Source organism: Pseudomonas sp. DrBHI1 (assembly GCF_002205115.1).
Lineage (GTDB): Bacteria > Pseudomonadota > Gammaproteobacteria > Pseudomonadales > Pseudomonadaceae > Aquipseudomonas > Aquipseudomonas mosselii.
In genome coordinates this window covers 107,958-122,525 of record NZ_NIBE01000029.1, presented here as the reverse complement: position 1 = coordinate 122,525, position 14,568 = coordinate 107,958, and the positions used below count along the sequence as shown (strand labels likewise).

At 64.2% G+C, this 14,568-nt stretch carries 13 protein-coding genes; 6 read left to right on the top strand and 7 right to left on the bottom strand.

All coding sequences use genetic code 11. The features are described from left to right. Positions 1–31: 31 nt before the first annotated feature. Complete coding sequence (locus tag CC207_RS05150) at positions 32–1,312, top strand: FAD/NAD(P)-binding oxidoreductase (protein ID WP_088851687.1); 1,281 nt, start codon at positions 32–34, stop codon at positions 1,310–1,312. Further along, the gene (locus CC207_RS05145; RefSeq protein ID WP_028690037.1) at positions 1,309–2,127 is read left to right on the top strand and encodes a sulfite exporter TauE/SafE family protein; all 819 of its coding nucleotides are present in this window, start codon (positions 1,309–1,311) and stop codon (positions 2,125–2,127) included. The genes CC207_RS05150 and CC207_RS05145 overlap by 4 nt, the downstream gene beginning before the upstream one ends. Here the strand turns inward: CC207_RS05145 and CC207_RS05140 are convergent. Next, on the bottom strand, positions 2,116–3,003 hold the full coding sequence (locus tag CC207_RS05140) for a LysR family transcriptional regulator (protein ID WP_028690038.1): 888 nt from the start codon (positions 3,001–3,003) through the stop codon (positions 2,116–2,118). The two genes, CC207_RS05145 and CC207_RS05140, sit on opposite strands and share 12 nt — an antisense overlap. A gap of 174 nt (positions 3,004–3,177) precedes the next feature. On the opposite strand from CC207_RS05140, the gene CC207_RS05135 reads away from it, so the two are divergent. Beyond that, positions 3,178–4,827: a GMC family oxidoreductase gene (locus CC207_RS05135; protein WP_088851686.1), complete on the top strand. Its 1,650-nt coding sequence runs from the start codon at positions 3,178–3,180 to the stop codon at positions 4,825–4,827. Positions 4,828–4,924: 97 nt separating this feature from the next. After that, positions 4,925–6,544, top strand: a complete 1,620-nt coding sequence (locus CC207_RS05130) for an MFS transporter (RefSeq protein ID WP_028690040.1) — start codon at positions 4,925–4,927, stop codon at positions 6,542–6,544. A gap of 261 nt (positions 6,545–6,805) precedes the next feature. On the opposite strand, the gene CC207_RS05125 is transcribed toward CC207_RS05130, so the two are convergent. The 4 genes from CC207_RS05125 to glyQ form a co-directional block, all read right to left on the bottom strand. After that, complete coding sequence (locus tag CC207_RS05125; protein ID WP_028690041.1) at positions 6,806–7,576, bottom strand: 1-acyl-sn-glycerol-3-phosphate acyltransferase; 771 nt, start codon at positions 7,574–7,576, stop codon at positions 6,806–6,808. Between the two features lie 65 nt (positions 7,577–7,641). Then, positions 7,642–8,169, bottom strand: a complete 528-nt coding sequence (gene gmhB, locus CC207_RS05120; protein WP_028690042.1) for a D-glycero-beta-D-manno-heptose 1,7-bisphosphate 7-phosphatase — start codon at positions 8,167–8,169, stop codon at positions 7,642–7,644. Positions 8,170–8,173: 4 nt separating this feature from the next. Continuing rightward, a complete protein-coding gene (gene glyS / locus CC207_RS05115) occupies positions 8,174–10,228 on the bottom strand; it encodes a glycine--tRNA ligase subunit beta (protein ID WP_062360031.1) in 2,055 nt (684 codons plus the stop codon). Further along, on the bottom strand, positions 10,225–11,172 hold the full coding sequence (gene glyQ / locus CC207_RS05110) for a glycine--tRNA ligase subunit alpha (RefSeq protein ID WP_011531473.1): 948 nt from the start codon (positions 11,170–11,172) through the stop codon (positions 10,225–10,227). The genes glyS and glyQ overlap by 4 nt, the downstream gene beginning before the upstream one ends. Before the next feature lie 83 nt (positions 11,173–11,255). Between glyQ and CC207_RS05105 the strand changes: the two genes are divergently transcribed. Continuing rightward, positions 11,256–11,807, top strand: a complete 552-nt coding sequence (locus CC207_RS05105; protein WP_028690044.1) for a DNA-3-methyladenine glycosylase I — start codon at positions 11,256–11,258, stop codon at positions 11,805–11,807. A gap of 41 nt (positions 11,808–11,848) precedes the next feature. Beyond that, positions 11,849–12,736, top strand: a complete 888-nt coding sequence (locus CC207_RS05100) for a lysophospholipid acyltransferase (RefSeq protein WP_028690045.1) — start codon at positions 11,849–11,851, stop codon at positions 12,734–12,736. A gap of 117 nt (positions 12,737–12,853) precedes the next feature. On the opposite strand, the gene CC207_RS05095 is transcribed toward CC207_RS05100, so the two are convergent. Next, positions 12,854–13,162 carry a M48 family metallopeptidase gene (locus CC207_RS05095; protein ID WP_088851685.1) on the bottom strand — a complete coding sequence of 103 codons (309 nt, stop codon included), beginning with the start codon at positions 13,160–13,162 and terminating at the stop codon, positions 12,854–12,856. Positions 13,163–13,173: 11 nt separating this feature from the next. Beyond that, the gene (gene trkA, locus CC207_RS05090; protein WP_028690047.1) at positions 13,174–14,547 is read right to left on the bottom strand and encodes a Trk system potassium transporter TrkA; all 1,374 of its coding nucleotides are present in this window, start codon (positions 14,545–14,547) and stop codon (positions 13,174–13,176) included. Positions 14,548–14,568 lie beyond the last annotated feature (21 nt).

Here is a 14,568-nt window from a genome sequence, read left to right as displayed (position 1 = left end):
ACCCATAACGAGATTTCCAAGGAACACCGCCATGCCTGCCTTGCTGTCCCCTGCCGATTCCTTCCGTGCCGACCACCACAAGGTGGTGATCGTCGGCGCCGGTGCCGCTGGTATCGCCACCGCGTCCAGCCTGATCGCCCGTGATCCGTCGCTGGACATTGCCCTGATCGACCCTGCCGACGTGCACTACTACCAGCCTGGCTGGACCATGGTCGGTGCCGGTGTTTTCAAGGCGCCGAGCACCGCCCAGACCATGGCGGCCACCCTGCCCCGTGGCGTGCGTTGGATCAAGGCGCGGGTGGAGAGCTTCGACCCTCAAGGGCAACTGGTCGTGCTCGAGGACGGGCGTGCGGTCAGCTATGAGCAACTGGTGGTTTGCCCGGGATTGAAACTCGATTGGAACGCCATCGAGGGTTTGAGCGAGACCCTCGGTCGCAACGGTGTCACCTCCAACTACCGCTACGACCTGGCGCCCTACACCTGGCAACTGGTACAGAACCTCAAGCAGGGGCGCGCCCTCTTCACCCAGCCGCCGATGCCGATCAAATGCGCCGGTGCGCCGCAGAAGGCGCTGTACCTGTCCTGTGATCACTGGTTGCGCAAGGGGCACCTGGGCAATGTCAGGGCCAGCTTCTTCAATGCCGGGGCGGTGCTGTTCGGTGTGCCGGATTATGTGCCGGCGCTGATGAGCTACATCGACAAGTACGGCGTGGACCTGAACTACCAGCATCGCCTGACGGCGGTGGATGGTCCGAACAAGCGCGCCACGTTTATCCGTACCCTCCCCGATGGCACCACCGAGACCCGGGTCGAAGCCTTCGACATGCTGCATGTGGTGCCGCCGCAGGTGGCGCCTGACTTCATCCGCCAGAGCCCGCTGGCCGATGCGGCGGGCTGGGTGGATGTCGACCCGCATACCTTGCGTCATCGCCAGTTCGGCAATGTCCACGCGTTGGGTGACGTGGCCAATACCAGCAACGCCAAGACCGCCGCCGCCGCCCGCAAGCAGGCGCCGGTGGTGGCCAACAATGTGCTGGTGGCACTCGGTCGCCTGTCGACCCTGGCCCAGTACGATGGCTATGGTTCCTGCCCGTTGACGGTGGAACGCGGCAAGATCGTCCTGGCCGAGTTTACCTATGGCGGCAAGGTGGCGCCGAGCTTCCCGCGCTGGCTGCTCGATGGCCGCAAGCCAACCCGCCTGGCCTGGTTGCTCAAGGCGCAGATCCTGCCGCCGCTGTACTGGAAGGCCATGCTCAAGGGCCGCGAATGGCTAGCCCGGCCGCAACCTCTGGTGGTCGAGGCGCAGCAGTGATCGAACACCAACTGCTGGGCGCCGGGCTCGGCGCGATCATTGGCGCGGTGCTGGCGCTGACCGGCGCCGGCGGTGGCATCCTGGCGGTGCCGCTGCTGGTGTTCGGCCTGGGACTGAGCATGGTCGAGGCGGCGCCGATCGGACTGCTGGCCGTAGGGCTGGCGGCGTCGGTTGGTGCGGTGCTCGGCCTGCGCCAAGGGCTGGTGCGCTATCGGGCGGCCGCGTTCATCGCGGTGATCGGAATTGCCTGCGCGCCGTTCGGCCTGATGCTCGCCCATCGTTTGCCCAACACGCCGTTGGCCTTGGTGTTCGCCGGGGTACTGGTGTACGCCTGCCTGCGGATCTGGCGCAAGGCCGCGCGTGAACTGCGTGGCGAGTCGCCCTGTGGGGAGCGGGAGATCATGCCCTGCGTGCTCAACCCGCTGCAGGGGCGCTTGCGCTGGACCCTGCCCTGCGCCCGGGCACTGGCGTTCACCGGGATGCTGTCGGGGTTGCTGTCAGGCCTGTTGGGGGTCGGTGGTGGTTTCGTGATCATCCCGGCGCTGAACCGCTATACCAACCTGAACATGAAAAGCATCGTCGCCACCTCGCTGGCGGTGATTGCCCTGGTGTCTACCGGTAGCGTGATCAGCGCCAGCGTGGCGGGCGTGATGCACTGGTGGGTCGCGGCGCCGTTCGCGGTGGGGGCAGTGCTGGGTTTGCTGCTGGCGCGGCCGTTGGCGAGCAAGCTGGCCGGCCCGCGCCTGCAGCAGCTGTTCGCCGTGGTGGGTTGTGGCGCCGCGGTGTTACTGGCCGGCAAGGCGCTATTCGGCTAGCAACTCGTCCTGCTCGGCGGCGCACAGCGCCAGCAGGTAGTCCCACACCACCCGCAGGCGTACCGACTTGTGCAGCTCGCGGCGTGTGCAGATCCAGTAGCTGCGCTGGATGGTCTCGCTGGGCAGCACGCGCACCAGCTTCGGATCGTGGCGGGCCATGTAGTTCGGCAACACGGCGATGCCCAGCCCGGCCTGTGCCGCGTGCTGCTGGGCGATCACGCTGGTGCTGCGGAACACCACGGTGGGCGCCCGGCAGAAACTGTTGAGGAACAGCAGCTCCTGGCTGAACAGCAGGTCGTCGACATAGCCGATCCAGCTGTGCCGGGCCAGGTCTTCGCGGCTGTGCAGCGGTGGTGCGCGGTCCAGGTAGTCCTGGCTGGCGTACAGGGCGAGGCGGTAATCGGTGAGCTTGCGGGTGATCAGCAGGTCGGCGTTGGGACGTTCCAGGTGAATGCTGATCTCGGCTTCGCGGTTGAGGATGCTGACGAAACGCGGCACCGCCACCAATTCCACTTCGAGCCCCGGGTAGCGTTGGAACAAGGCTTTCATGCGCGGGGTGAAGAACATGATGCCGATGCCTTCGGTCACCCCCAGGCGGATCTTGCCCAGTGGCGTGATGGCCTGGGTGATTTCTTCCTGCGCCAGCAGGGCAACGTTCTCCATGGCTTCGGCGTGCTTGAGCAGGGCCTGGCCGGAAGGCGTGAGTTCATAGCCCTGGGCGTGCTGGACGAACAGCGCGGTACCCAGGTGCTTTTCGATGCTCTCGATGTGCCGGGCCACGGTGCTGTGGGTGGTGTTGAGGCGCTTGGCGGCGGTGAGCAGGCGGCCGCTGCGCTGCAACTCGAGGAAAAACCGCAGATCGTTCCAGTCGAACATGGGCGTCCTTGGAAGTGCTGGCTGTTGAAGCCATCGCGGGGCAAGCCCGCTCCCACAATCAGATAGTCGTTGTGCTAAAACGCACAACGGCTGCGCAAAATCTCGTGTTTCCTCGGCGAAATTAATCAATAAGATGGATCGGGACAAGAATAATAATCAGGCGCGAGGTTGCACATGCCATCAGCCGATCCTGTCTACGACTATGTGGTCGTGGGAGCCGGTCCCGCCGGTTGCCTACTGGCCAACCGCTTGTCCGCCGACCCTTCGTGCCGCGTATTGCTGCTCGAGGCGGGTGGCCGCGACAACTATCCCTGGATTCACATCCCCGTCGGTTACCTCTACTGCATCGGCAATCCACGCACCGACTGGTGCTTCAAGACCGAGGCCCAGCCCGGCCTGAACGGTCGCAGCCTGGGTTATCCACGGGGCAAGGTGCTGGGCGGCTGCTCGTCGATCAACGGCATGATCTACATGCGGGGCCAGGCCGCCGACTACGACCGCTGGGCCGAGCAAGGCAACGACGGCTGGGCGTGGAAGGATGTGCTGCCCTTGTTCAAGGCCTGCGAGAACCACTTCGCCGGCGCCAGCGACAGCCACGGCGCCGAGGGGGAATGGCGGGTGGAGCAGCAGCGCTACAGCTGGCCGATCCTCGATGCCTTCCGCGATGCCGCCGAGCAGAGTGGCATCGCCAAGGTCGACGACTTCAACATGGGCGACAACGCGGGCTGTGGATATTTTCAGGTCAATCAGCGCAGCGGTGTGCGCTGGAACTCGGCCAAGGCGTTTCTCAGGCCCATCCTCAAGCGCCCCAACCTGACAGTGTTGACGGGCGTGCAGGTCGACCAGGTGCTGCTCGACAACACCCGCGCCCGGGCGGTGAAGGCCTCGTGGCAAGGCGCCTGGCATGAGTTCGCCGCTCGCCGCGAGATCGTCCTGTGCGCGGGCTCCGTGGGCTCGCCCGGCATTCTGCAACGCTCCGGCATCGGCCCACGCAAGCTGCTCGAAGGCTTGGGTATCGGAGTTCGCCATGAGATGCCCGGGGTTGGCGGCAACCTGCAGGATCACCTGCAACTGCGCCTGATCTATCAGGTCCACAACACCCGCACCCTCAATCAGATGGCCAACAGCCTGTGGGGCAAGCTGGGCATGGGCCTGCGCTACGCTTACGACCGCAGTGGCCCATTGGCCATGGCGCCGAGCCAGCTGGGCGCCTTCGCCCGTTCAGGCCCCGAGCAGGCAACGGCCAACCTGCAATACCACGTGCAGCCGTTGTCGCTGGACCGCTTCGGCGAGCCGCTGCATCGCTTTCCGGCGTTCACCGCCTCGGTGTGCAACCTGCGCCCGGCGAGCCGTGGACGCATCGACATCCGCTCGGCGGACATGAATGCCGCGCCGGTGATCGACCCCAACTACCTGAGCGACCCCGAGGACCTGCGCGTCGCCGCCGAGGCCATCCGCCTCACCCGACGCATCGTCCAGGCCCCTGCCCTGGCGGCCTTCGATCCTCGCGAGTATTTGCCAGGCCCCGCCTTGCAGAGCGAGGACGAGCTGCACCAGGCCGCCGGCCAGATCGGTACCACCATCTTCCACCCGGTGGGCACCTGCCGCATGGGCAGTGGCGCGCTCGATGTTGTGGATAACCAGCTTCGCGTGCATGGCATTCCCGGCCTGCGCGTGGCCGACGCCTCGATCATGCCGCAGATCGTCTCCGGCAATACCTGTTCACCCACGTTGATGATTGCCGAAAAGGCGGCACAACTGATCCTCAAGGGGGCCAATACCCAGACCAACCTCAGCGACGCCAGCGCGATACCGACGCCCTGACCCGGGTGTTTGCAACAGCGGCGGCTTGTGGTCGCAAGTCGCCGACAGTGGAACAACAAGAATAATCACTGTGGCCTGCGGGCCGAGGACAGCAACGATGTCGGATTACATCCAGGAACAGGGGGCGGCGGCGAGCAGCCCAAGCCGTCGTGAAGAGCGCAAGATCATTTTCGCGTCATCCCTCGGGACGGTGTTCGAGTGGTATGACTTTTTTCTCTATGGCGCGCTGGCCGCGGTCATCAGCAAGCAATTCTTCGCGGGGGTCAACGACACCACCGCCTTCATCTTCGCCCTGATGGCCTTCGCCGCCGGCTTCCTGGTGCGCCCGTTCGGCGCGCTGGTGTTCGGCCGGCTGGGCGACATGATCGGGCGCAAGTACACCTTCCTGGTGACCATTGTGCTGATGGGCCTGTCGACCTTCGCCGTGGGTCTTTTGCCCACCTACGCCAGCATCGGTATCGCCGCGCCGATCATCCTGGTGGTGCTGCGCATGCTCCAGGGCCTGGCGTTGGGCGGTGAATACGGCGGCGCGGCCACCTATGTCGCCGAGCACGCGCCTCATGGCAAACGTGGTTTCCACACCGGCTTCATCCAATCCACTGCCACATTGGGCCTGCTGCTGTCGCTGACCGTCGTCCTGGCCAGCCGCTACATCAGTGGCGACCAGTTCGAAACCTGGGGCTGGCGCCTGCCGTTCCTGCTGTCGATCGTGCTGCTGGCGATATCCACCTGGATCCGCATGAGCATGCACGAGTCGCCGGCCTTCGTGAAAATGAAGGCCCAGGGCAAGGTGAGCAAGTCGCCGATCCGCGAGTCGTTCACCTCCTGGCCGAACCTGAAAGTGGTGCTCACGGCACTGTTCAGCATCAATGCCGGGCAAGCGGTGACCTTCTACACCGCGCAGTTCTACGTGCTGTTCTTCATGACCCAGATGCTCAAGATGGACCCGGCCCAGGCGAACACCCTGCTGATCATCAGCGTGGTGATCGGTGCGCCGTTCTTCGTGTTCTTCGGCTGGCTATCGGACCGGGTCGGGCGCAAGCCGATCCTGATGCTTGGCCTTTTGCTGGCGACGGTGTTGTACTTCCCGCTGTTCAAGGCCCTGAGCCATTACGCCAATCCGCAGATCGACGCCGCCAGTCGCCAGGCGCCGATCGTCGTCACCGCAGATCCCAAGGGCTGCACCTTCCAGTTCGATCCGGTGGGCAAGGCACGCTTCGACAGCCCGTGCGACAAGGTCAAGACGTTCCTGGTCAAGCAGGGCCTGCCCTACAGCTCGGTGAGTGTCGCTGGCAGCGAGGTGATCGTCAGCATCGGCGACAAGACCATCAATGGCTTCGACGAAACGGCCATGCGCAGTGCCATCGATAGCGCCGGCTACCCGGCCAAGGCGGACCCAGCGCAGGTGAACCAGGTGATGGTGGTGGTGCTGATCGTCGCCATGATCCTGATCGCCACCATGACCTACGGGCCGCTGGCGGCGGTGATGGTCGAGCTGTTCCCGACGCGCATCCGCTACACCTCGATGTCGCTGCCCTACCACATCGGCAACGGCTGGTTCGGCGGCTTCCTGCCGACGGTGTCGTTCGCGTTGGTGGTGTATACCGGGGATATCTTCTATGGGCTTTGGTACCCGGTGCTGATCACCGGGGTGAGCCTGGTGGTGGGGATCTTCTGCCTGAAAGAGACCCGGGATGTGGATATCGACAAGGTGTGAGGCACTGGGGCCGCTCTGCGGCCCTTTCCGACCGGTCCGACGCCTCGGCAAGGCCGCTCCTACAGGTATCGCGTCAACTAGCTAGAAGGGAAACCCATGCACAAAAAAACCGGCGTAAAAGCCGGTTTTTTTATCGCGGGAAAAAACTTATGCACGATTTTCGAAAAAACGTCATACACGGAAATAAATAGCTAATTCAATCACTTAGCTATGTTTGAAGACGCTTAATCCAAAAATTGCTAACAAGTTATCCACAGAACGTCAGGCAGGCTGCTGCTCGGGTTTTTCCGCCGCTGGCGGCAGCGAACCCATGGCGCGTTGAGCCGCCTCGTTCCATGCCTGGGCACGGTCGTTGAGCTCGGCGATGGCACGCGGGCCTGTCCCCTCCGGATACATCGGCTCGCCAATCACCACCTCGATGGTGCCCGGGCGCTTGCCCCAGCCTTCACGCGGCCAGAACTTGCCGGCGTTGTGGGCGATCGGCAATACCGGCAGGCCGGCATTCACCGCCAGCGCGGTGCCGCCGCGGGAAAACTTGCCCATCTGCCCATGCGGCACGCGGGTGCCTTCGGGGAAGATCAGCACCCAGGTACCCTGCTTGAGCAGTTCGTCGCCCTGGCTGGCAACTTGGCGCAGAGCCTCCTTCGGGTTCTTCCGGTCGATGGCGATCGGTCGCAGCATGGCCATGGCCCAGCCGAAGAACGGCACGTACAGCAACTCGCGCTTGAGTACCTGGCTCAGCGGCGAGAAGTACGCCGAGAGGAAGAATGTCTCCCAGGTGCTCTGGTGGTTCGACAGGATCACGCAGGGCACGTCAGGCACGTTCTCGGCGCCGGTGACCTTGTAGTCGATACGCAGGATCGTCCGCACCAGGAACAGCGCGCAGCGGCACCAGTACACGTTGATGAACTTGTAGCGCTTGGGGAACGGCAGGAAAGGCGCGACGAAGAAGCTCAGCGAGCACCACAGCAGCGAACTGGTGCCCAACAGCAGGTAAAAAAGAAAGATTCTGATCGCCTGCAGGATCGACATAGTGGCATGTACCGTTGCGGGGCGTGCCCGCCTAATGAAAAGTGCGCCGGTCCTGGCGCACTCATTTAAATAATTTCTCTGGCGATGGCTGCCAGATCGTCGAAAATCAGTGTAGTTTGCGGGACACCTTTTTCCAGGGTCCTTTCACCCTTGCCGGTTTTTACCAACACGGGTTGTGCATCGACGGCCAGGGCCGCCTCCAGGTCACCTTTGCTGTCACCGACGAACCATACGCCGGCCAGCGGTACCTGGTAGTGCTCGGCGATTGTCCGCAGCATGCCGGGCTTGGGCTTGCGGCAGTCGCAGCCCTCGTCCGGGCCGTGCGGACAATGCACGATCAGGCCGACCTCGCCGCCCTGCTCGGCCACCAGCGCGCGCAGGCGCGCATGCATGGCCTCGAGGGTTTCCAGCGGGTAGTAGCCGCGGGCAATGCCGGACTGGTTGGTGGCAACCGCCACCGTCCAGCCTGCCTTGCTCAACTGCGCGATGGCCTCGATCGAGCCAGGAATGGGGATCCACTCCTCCAGCGACTTGATGTAGGCGTCGGAGTCGTGGTTGATCACTCCGTCTCGATCAAGGATCAGCAGTTTCAACGGCTCACCCCAGCAGCGAGATATCGGCCACGCCCAGGAACAGACCGCGCAGGCGGCTGAGCAGGGCATAACGGTTGGCGCGCACCTTGGCATCCTCGGCGTTGACCATCACCGCCTCGAAGAAGGCATCGACCGGGTCACGCAGGGCGGCCAAGCGGGCCAGGGCCTCGCTGTACTGACGCGCGGCCGCCATCGGTTGCACGGCCTGGTCGGCCTGCTGGATGGCCGAGTACAGGGAGAACTCATTGGCGTTGTCGAAGTACTTCGGCTCGACCTGGTCGGCGATGGCGCCTTCGGCCTTGCCCAGCAGGTTCGATACGCGTTTGTTCGCCGCGGCCAGGGCTTCGGCTTCCGGCAGCTTGCGGAAGGCCTGCACGGCCTGCACGCGTTGGTCGAAGTCCAGCGCCGAGCCCGGCTTCAGGGCACGCACCGACAGGTAGGTGGAGACGTCGATGCCTTCGTCCTCGTAGCGCGCGCGCAGGCGGTCGAAGACGAACTCCAGCACCTGCTCGGACAGGCCGGCGGCCTTGACCTTGGCACCGAACTGCTTGACCGCGAACTCGACCGCGACGGCCAGGTCCAGGTCCAGCTGCTTCTCGATCAGGATACGCAGCACGCCCAGGGCAGCACGACGCAGGGCGTACGGGTCCTTGCTGCCGGTGGGCAGCATGCCGATGCCGAAGATCCCGACCAGGGTGTCGAGCTTGTCGGCGATGGCCACGGCGGCACCGGTGAGGGTCTGCGGCAGCTCGGCGCCGGCGCCGCGCGGCATGTACTGCTCGTTCAGCGCCAGGGCGACGTCTTGCGGCTCGCCGTCGTTGAGGGCGTAGTAGTAGCCGGCGATGCCCTGCATTTCAGGGAATTCGCCGACCATTTCCGAGGCCAGGTCGCACTTGGACAGCAGGCCGGCACGGCCGGCGTTGGCGGCGCTGCCACCGATGTACGGGGCAATGAAGGCGGCCAGCTTGGAAACGCGCTCGGCCTTGTCGAACACGGTGCCCAGCTGAGCCTGGAACACCACGTTCTTCAGGCGCTCGTTGAAGCTTTCCAGCGGCTGCTTCTTGTCCTGCTTGAAGAAGAACTCGGCGTCGGTCAGTCGTGGGCGCACGACCTTCTCGTTACCCTGCACGATCTGCTTCGGATCGCGGCTCTCGACGTTGGCCACGGTGATGAAGCGCGGCAGCAGCTTGCCTTCGCTGTCCAGCAGGCAGAAGTATTTCTGGTTGTCCTGCATGGTGGTGATCAGGGCTTCCTGCGGCACCTCGAGGAAACGCTCCTCGAACGAGCACACCAGCGGCACCGGCCACTCGACCAGGGCGGTCACTTCGTCCAGCAGCGCCGGCGGCACGATGGCCGTGCCTTCCTGCTGCATGGCAAGCTCGGCGGTGCGCTTGCTGATCAGCTCGCGACGCTCGGCGAAGTCGGCCAGCACGTGGGCCTTGCGCAGGTCCTCGACGTAGTTGGCAGGGGTGGTGATGAGTACGTTTTCCGGGTGGTGGAAGCGGTGGCCACGCGATTCACGGCCGGCCTTCTGGGCCAGGAGGGTGCAGTCGACCACCTGATCGCCCAGCAGCATCACCAGCCACTGGGTTGGGCGCACGAACTCTTCACGGCTGGCGCCCCAGTGCATGCGCTTGGGGATTGGCAGGTCGTTGAGCGAATCCTCGACGATGGTCGGCAGCAGGCTGGCGGTGGCCTTGCCCGGAATGTGCTGGGAGAAGCGCAGCTTGGGGCCGCTCTGGTCGATGTCCGACAGCTCCACGCCGCACTTCTTGGCAAAGCCCAGGGCGGCCTGGGTCGGCTGGCCTTCGGCGTTGAACGCGGCCTGCACGGGCGGGCCGTCGATGTTGATGCTGCGGTCCGGCTGCTGCACGTCCAGCTGGCGGATCAACACGGCCAGGCGGCGCGGCGCGGCGTAGACCTGCTTGCCGGTGTAGTTCAGGCCGGCGGCCTGCAGGCCTTTCTCGATGCCGGCGAGGAAGGCGTCGCCCAGGGTGGCGAGGGCCTTCGGTGGCAGCTCTTCGGTGCCCAGTTCAACCAGGAAATCTTGAGCACTCATTGTGCAGCCTCCAGCTTAGCCAACACTTCGTCACGCAGTTCGGGAGAGGCCATCGGGAAGCCCAGGCGTGCGCGGGCTTGCAGATAGCTTTGCGCCACGTCCCGGGCCAGGGTACGCACGCGCAGGATGTAGCGCTGGCGCTCGGTCACCGAGATGGCGCGGCGGGCGTCCAGCAGGTTGAAGGTGTGCGAGGCCTTCAGGACCATTTCGTAGGTCGGCAGCGGCAGGTCCAGCTTGATCAGGCGGTTCGCTTCGCTTTCGTAGAAGTCGAACAGCTCGAACAGCTTCTCGACGTTGGCGTGCTCGAAGTTGTAGGTCGACTGCTCCACTTCGTTCTGGTGGAACACGTCGCCGTAGGTGACCTTGCCGAACGGGCCGTCGGCCCATACCAGGTCGTAGACCGAGTCCACACCCTGCAGGTACATGGCCAGGCGCTCCAGGCCGTAGGTGATCTCACCGGTGACCGGGTAGCACTCGATGCCACCGACCTGCTGGAAGTAGGTGAACTGGGTCACTTCCATGCCGTTCAGCCAGATTTCCCAACCCAGGCCCCAGGCGCCGAGGGTCGGCGATTCCCAGTTGTCTTCGACGAAGCGGATGTCGTGAACCAGCGGATCCAGGCCGATGGCTTTCAGCGAGCCGAGGTACAGCTCCTGGAAGTTGGCCGGGTTCGGCTTGAGCACCACCTGGAACTGGTAGTAGTGCTGCAGGCGGTTGGGGTTTTCGCCATACCGCCCGTCGGCAGGGCGACGGCTGGGCTGCACGTAGGCGGCGTTCCAGGTCTCCGGGCCGACGGCGCGCAGGAAGGTAGCGGTGTGGAAAGTGCCGGCGCCTACTTCCATATCGTAGGGCTGAAGCACCACACAACCTTGCTCGGCCCAGTAGTTCTGCAGGGCGAGGATCAGGTCTTGGAAGGTACGCACGGCTGGCGTAGGCTGGCTCACGAAATTCACCTGTATCTGGGGATGCGGATGTAAAGAGCGGGAGTATACCCGATTCGCCTCGCCCTCTACGTTATTGGAGCCTTATGCCACGCTGCTTTTGGTGTTCCGACGATCCGTTGTACCAGGCCTATCACGACCACGAGTGGGGAACGCCGCAGCACGACCCGGCGTTGCTCTTCGAGATGCTTTTGCTCGAAGGGTTCCAGGCGGGGTTGTCGTGGATCACGGTATTGAAGAAACGCGAACGCTATCGCCAGGTGCTGGATGGCTTCGATCCGGTGAAGCTGGCGCGCCTGAGCGATGAGCGCATCGAGGAGCTGATGCTGGACCCCGGCATCATCCGCAATCGTCTCAAGCTCAAGGCCGTGCGCCGCAACGCCCTGGCCTGGCTGGCTGTGGATAACCCGGCGCAGTGGCTGTGGTCGTTCGTCGGAGGCGCGCCGAAGATCAATCATTTCCAGGGCCGTGGCGACGTGCCGGCGGTCACCGACGAGGCCAAGGCCATGAGCAAGGCCCTGCAAAAGGCCGGTTTCACCTTTGTCGGGCCGACCATCTGCTACGCCTTCATGCAGGCCACCGGCATGGTCATGGACCACACCACCGACTGCGATCGCTACGCCGCGCTGGTGCGCTGACGGGGTACAATGCGCGCCTTGCTGAAATAAGGAATTCGCCTGTGGAAAAGTTCAAGGGCGCCCTGATGGTCGGGGTGCTGCGCCTGTTTGCCAAGCTGCCTTGGGGCGCTGTGCAGCGCGTCGGCGCCGGTATCGGCTGGCTGATGTGGAAAATCCCCAATGGCTCGCGCAATGTCGTGCGCATCAACCTGGCCAAGTGTTTCCCGGAGATGGACCCGGTCGAACGCGAGCAGCTGGTTGGCCGTGCGTTGAAGGACATCGGCAAGTCGTTTGTCGAGAGCGCCTGTGCCTGGATCTGGCCGCCGCAGCGCTCGCTGGAGCTAGTCAAGGAAGTGCACGGCCTTGAAGTGCTGGAGCAGGCCCTGGCCTCGGGCAAGGGCGTGGTGGGCATCACCAGCCACCTGGGCAACTGGGAAGTGCTCAACCACTTCTATTGCAACCAGTGCAAACCGATCATCTTCTACCGCCCGCCCAAGCTGAAGGCGGTGGATGACCTGCTGCGTGAACAGCGGGTGCAGATGGGCAACCGCGTGGCGCCTTCGACCAAGGAAGGCATCCTCAGCGTGATCAAGGAAGTGCGCCGGGGTGGCCAAGTGGGGATTCCGGCCGACCCGGAGCCGGCCGAGTCCGCGGGTGTGTTCGTGCCGTTCCTCGGCACCCAGGCGCTGACCAGCAAGTTCGTGCCGAACATGCTGGCTGGCGGCAAGGCGGTGGGGGTTTTCCTGCATGCCCTGCGGTTGCCGGATGGCTCGGGTTTCAAGGTGTTCCTGGAAGCGGCGCCGGAAGCGATGTACAGCACCGATGTGACTGAATCGGCGGCGGCCATGAGCAAGGTGGTCGAGCGTTATGTGCGCGAGTATCCGAGCCAGTACATGTGGAGCATGAAGCGCTTCAAGAAGCGTCCGGCGGGTGAGGCGCGCTGGTATTGAGATTGTTGGGGGCGCTTTGCGCCCCTTTCGCGACACAAGGCCGCTCCTACAGGCGATCGCAATCCTCTGTAGGAGCGGCCTTGTGTCGCGATGGGCTGCAAAGCAGCCCCGGCGATCTCAAGCCTTGTTTAGCTTCTTGAGAAAAACGGTCATTTCTTTCTCGGCCTGCTTGTCGCCATGGGCCTGCGCCGCGACGATCCCCTCTTCCCAGGCCTTGCGCGCGCCGTCCAGATCCCCGCTCAACTGATACGCCTTCCCCAGCAGCTTCCACGCAGCCGAGTACTTCGGATCCTTCTTCACACAAGCCGACAGGTGCACCGCCGCTTGCGCGCCATTGCCCTCGTCCAGCCAGGCCTTGCCCAGCCCGAATCTCAGCAGCGGGTTATCCACACCCTTGGCCAGCATCTTCTCCAGCGATTCGCGCATGTCCTTCCCTCCTAGAAGAAACTCAGGCCCACGTGGAACAGCTTCTCCACGTCCCGAATATGCTTTTTATCCACAACGAACAGGATCACATGGTCGCCCGACTCGATCACCGTGTCGTCGTGGGCGATCAGCACTTCCTCGTCGCGGATGATCGCGCCGATGGTGGTGCCCGGTGGCAACGAGATGTCCTCGATGGCCTTGCCCACCACCTTGCTCGATTTCGAATCGCCATGGGCCACCGCTTCGATGGCCTCGGCCGCGCCCCGGCGCAGCGAGTGCACGCTGACGATATCGCCGCGGCGCACGTGGGCCAGCAAAGTGCCGATGGTGGCCAGCTGCGGGCTGATGGCGATGTCGATCTCGCCGCCCTGCACCAGGTCGACGTAGGCCGGGTTGTTGATGATGGTCATCACCTTGCGCGAGCCCAGGCGCTTGGCCAGCAGCGACGACATGATGTTGGCTTCGTCGTCGTTGGTCAGGGCCAGGAAGATGTCGGCGTCGGCGATGTTCTCTTCGAGCATCAGGTCGCGATCAGAAGCGCTGCCCTGCAGCACCACGGTGCTCTCCAGGGTATCGGAGAGGTAGCGGCAGCGCGCCGGGTTCATCTCGATGATCTTTACCTGGTAGCGGCTCTCGATGGCCTCGGCCAGACGCTCGCCGATCTGTCCGCCGCCGGCGATGACCACGCGCTTGTTGGTTTCGTCGATGCGCCGCAGCTCGCCCATCACTGCGCGGATATCCTTTTTTGCGGCAATGAAGAACACCTCGTCGTCGGCCTCGATCACCGTGTCGCCCTGAGGCGTGATCGGCCGGTCGCGACGGAAGATCGCCGCCACGCGGGTATCGACGTTGGGCATGTGGGCACGGATCTGGCGCAGTTGCTGGCCCACCAGCGGGCCGCCGTAGTAGGCCTTGACCGCCACCAGCTGGGCCTTGCCTTCGGCGAAGTCGATCACCTGCAGCGAGCCGGGGTGTTCGATCAGGCGCTTGATGTAGTTGGTCACCACCTGTTCAGGGCTGATCAGCACGTCCACCGGGATATGGTCGTTGTCGAACAGCTCTTCGCGGGTCAGGTAGGCCGACTCGCGCACCCGGGCGATCTTGGTCGGGGTGTGGAACAGCGAATAGGCGACCTGGCAGGCGACCATGTTGGTCTCGTCGCTGTTGGTCACCGCCACCAGCATGTCGGCGTCGTCGGCGCCGGCCTGGCGCAGCACCGTCGGCAGCGAGCCGCGGCCCTGCACGGTGCGGATGTCCAGGCGGTCGCCCAGGTCGCGCAGACGGTCGCCATCGGTGTCGACCACGGTGATGTCGTTGGCTTCGCTGGCCAGATGCTCCGCCAGCGTGCCGCCGACCTGTCCTGCGCCGAGGATGATGATCTTCATCCGCTACTCCCTAGGTTCTTG

Excerpts from the sequence above, each read along its gene's own strand:
- CC207_RS05130 (WP_028690040.1), top strand. The coding sequence starts at position 4,925 with ATGTCGGATTACATCCAGGAACAGGGGGCGGCGGCGAGCAGCCCAAGC.
- glyS (WP_062360031.1), bottom strand. The coding sequence starts at position 10,228 with ATGAGTGCTCAAGATTTCCTGGTTGAACTGGGCACCGAAGAGCTGCCA.
- CC207_RS05095 (WP_088851685.1), bottom strand. The coding sequence starts at position 13,162 with ATGCGCGAATCGCTGGAGAAGATGCTGGCCAAGGGTGTGGATAACCCG.
- CC207_RS05135 (WP_088851686.1), top strand. The coding sequence starts at position 3,178 with ATGCCATCAGCCGATCCTGTCTACGACTATGTGGTCGTGGGAGCCGGT.
- CC207_RS05150 (WP_088851687.1), top strand. The coding sequence starts at position 32 with ATGCCTGCCTTGCTGTCCCCTGCCGATTCCTTCCGTGCCGACCACCAC.
- CC207_RS05125 (WP_028690041.1), bottom strand. The coding sequence starts at position 7,576 with ATGTCGATCCTGCAGGCGATCAGAATCTTTCTTTTTTACCTGCTGTTG.
- trkA (WP_028690047.1), bottom strand. The coding sequence starts at position 14,547 with ATGAAGATCATCATCCTCGGCGCAGGACAGGTCGGCGGCACGCTGGCG.
- CC207_RS05105 (WP_028690044.1), top strand. The coding sequence starts at position 11,256 with ATGCCACGCTGCTTTTGGTGTTCCGACGATCCGTTGTACCAGGCCTAT.
- CC207_RS05140 (WP_028690038.1), bottom strand. The coding sequence starts at position 3,003 with ATGTTCGACTGGAACGATCTGCGGTTTTTCCTCGAGTTGCAGCGCAGC.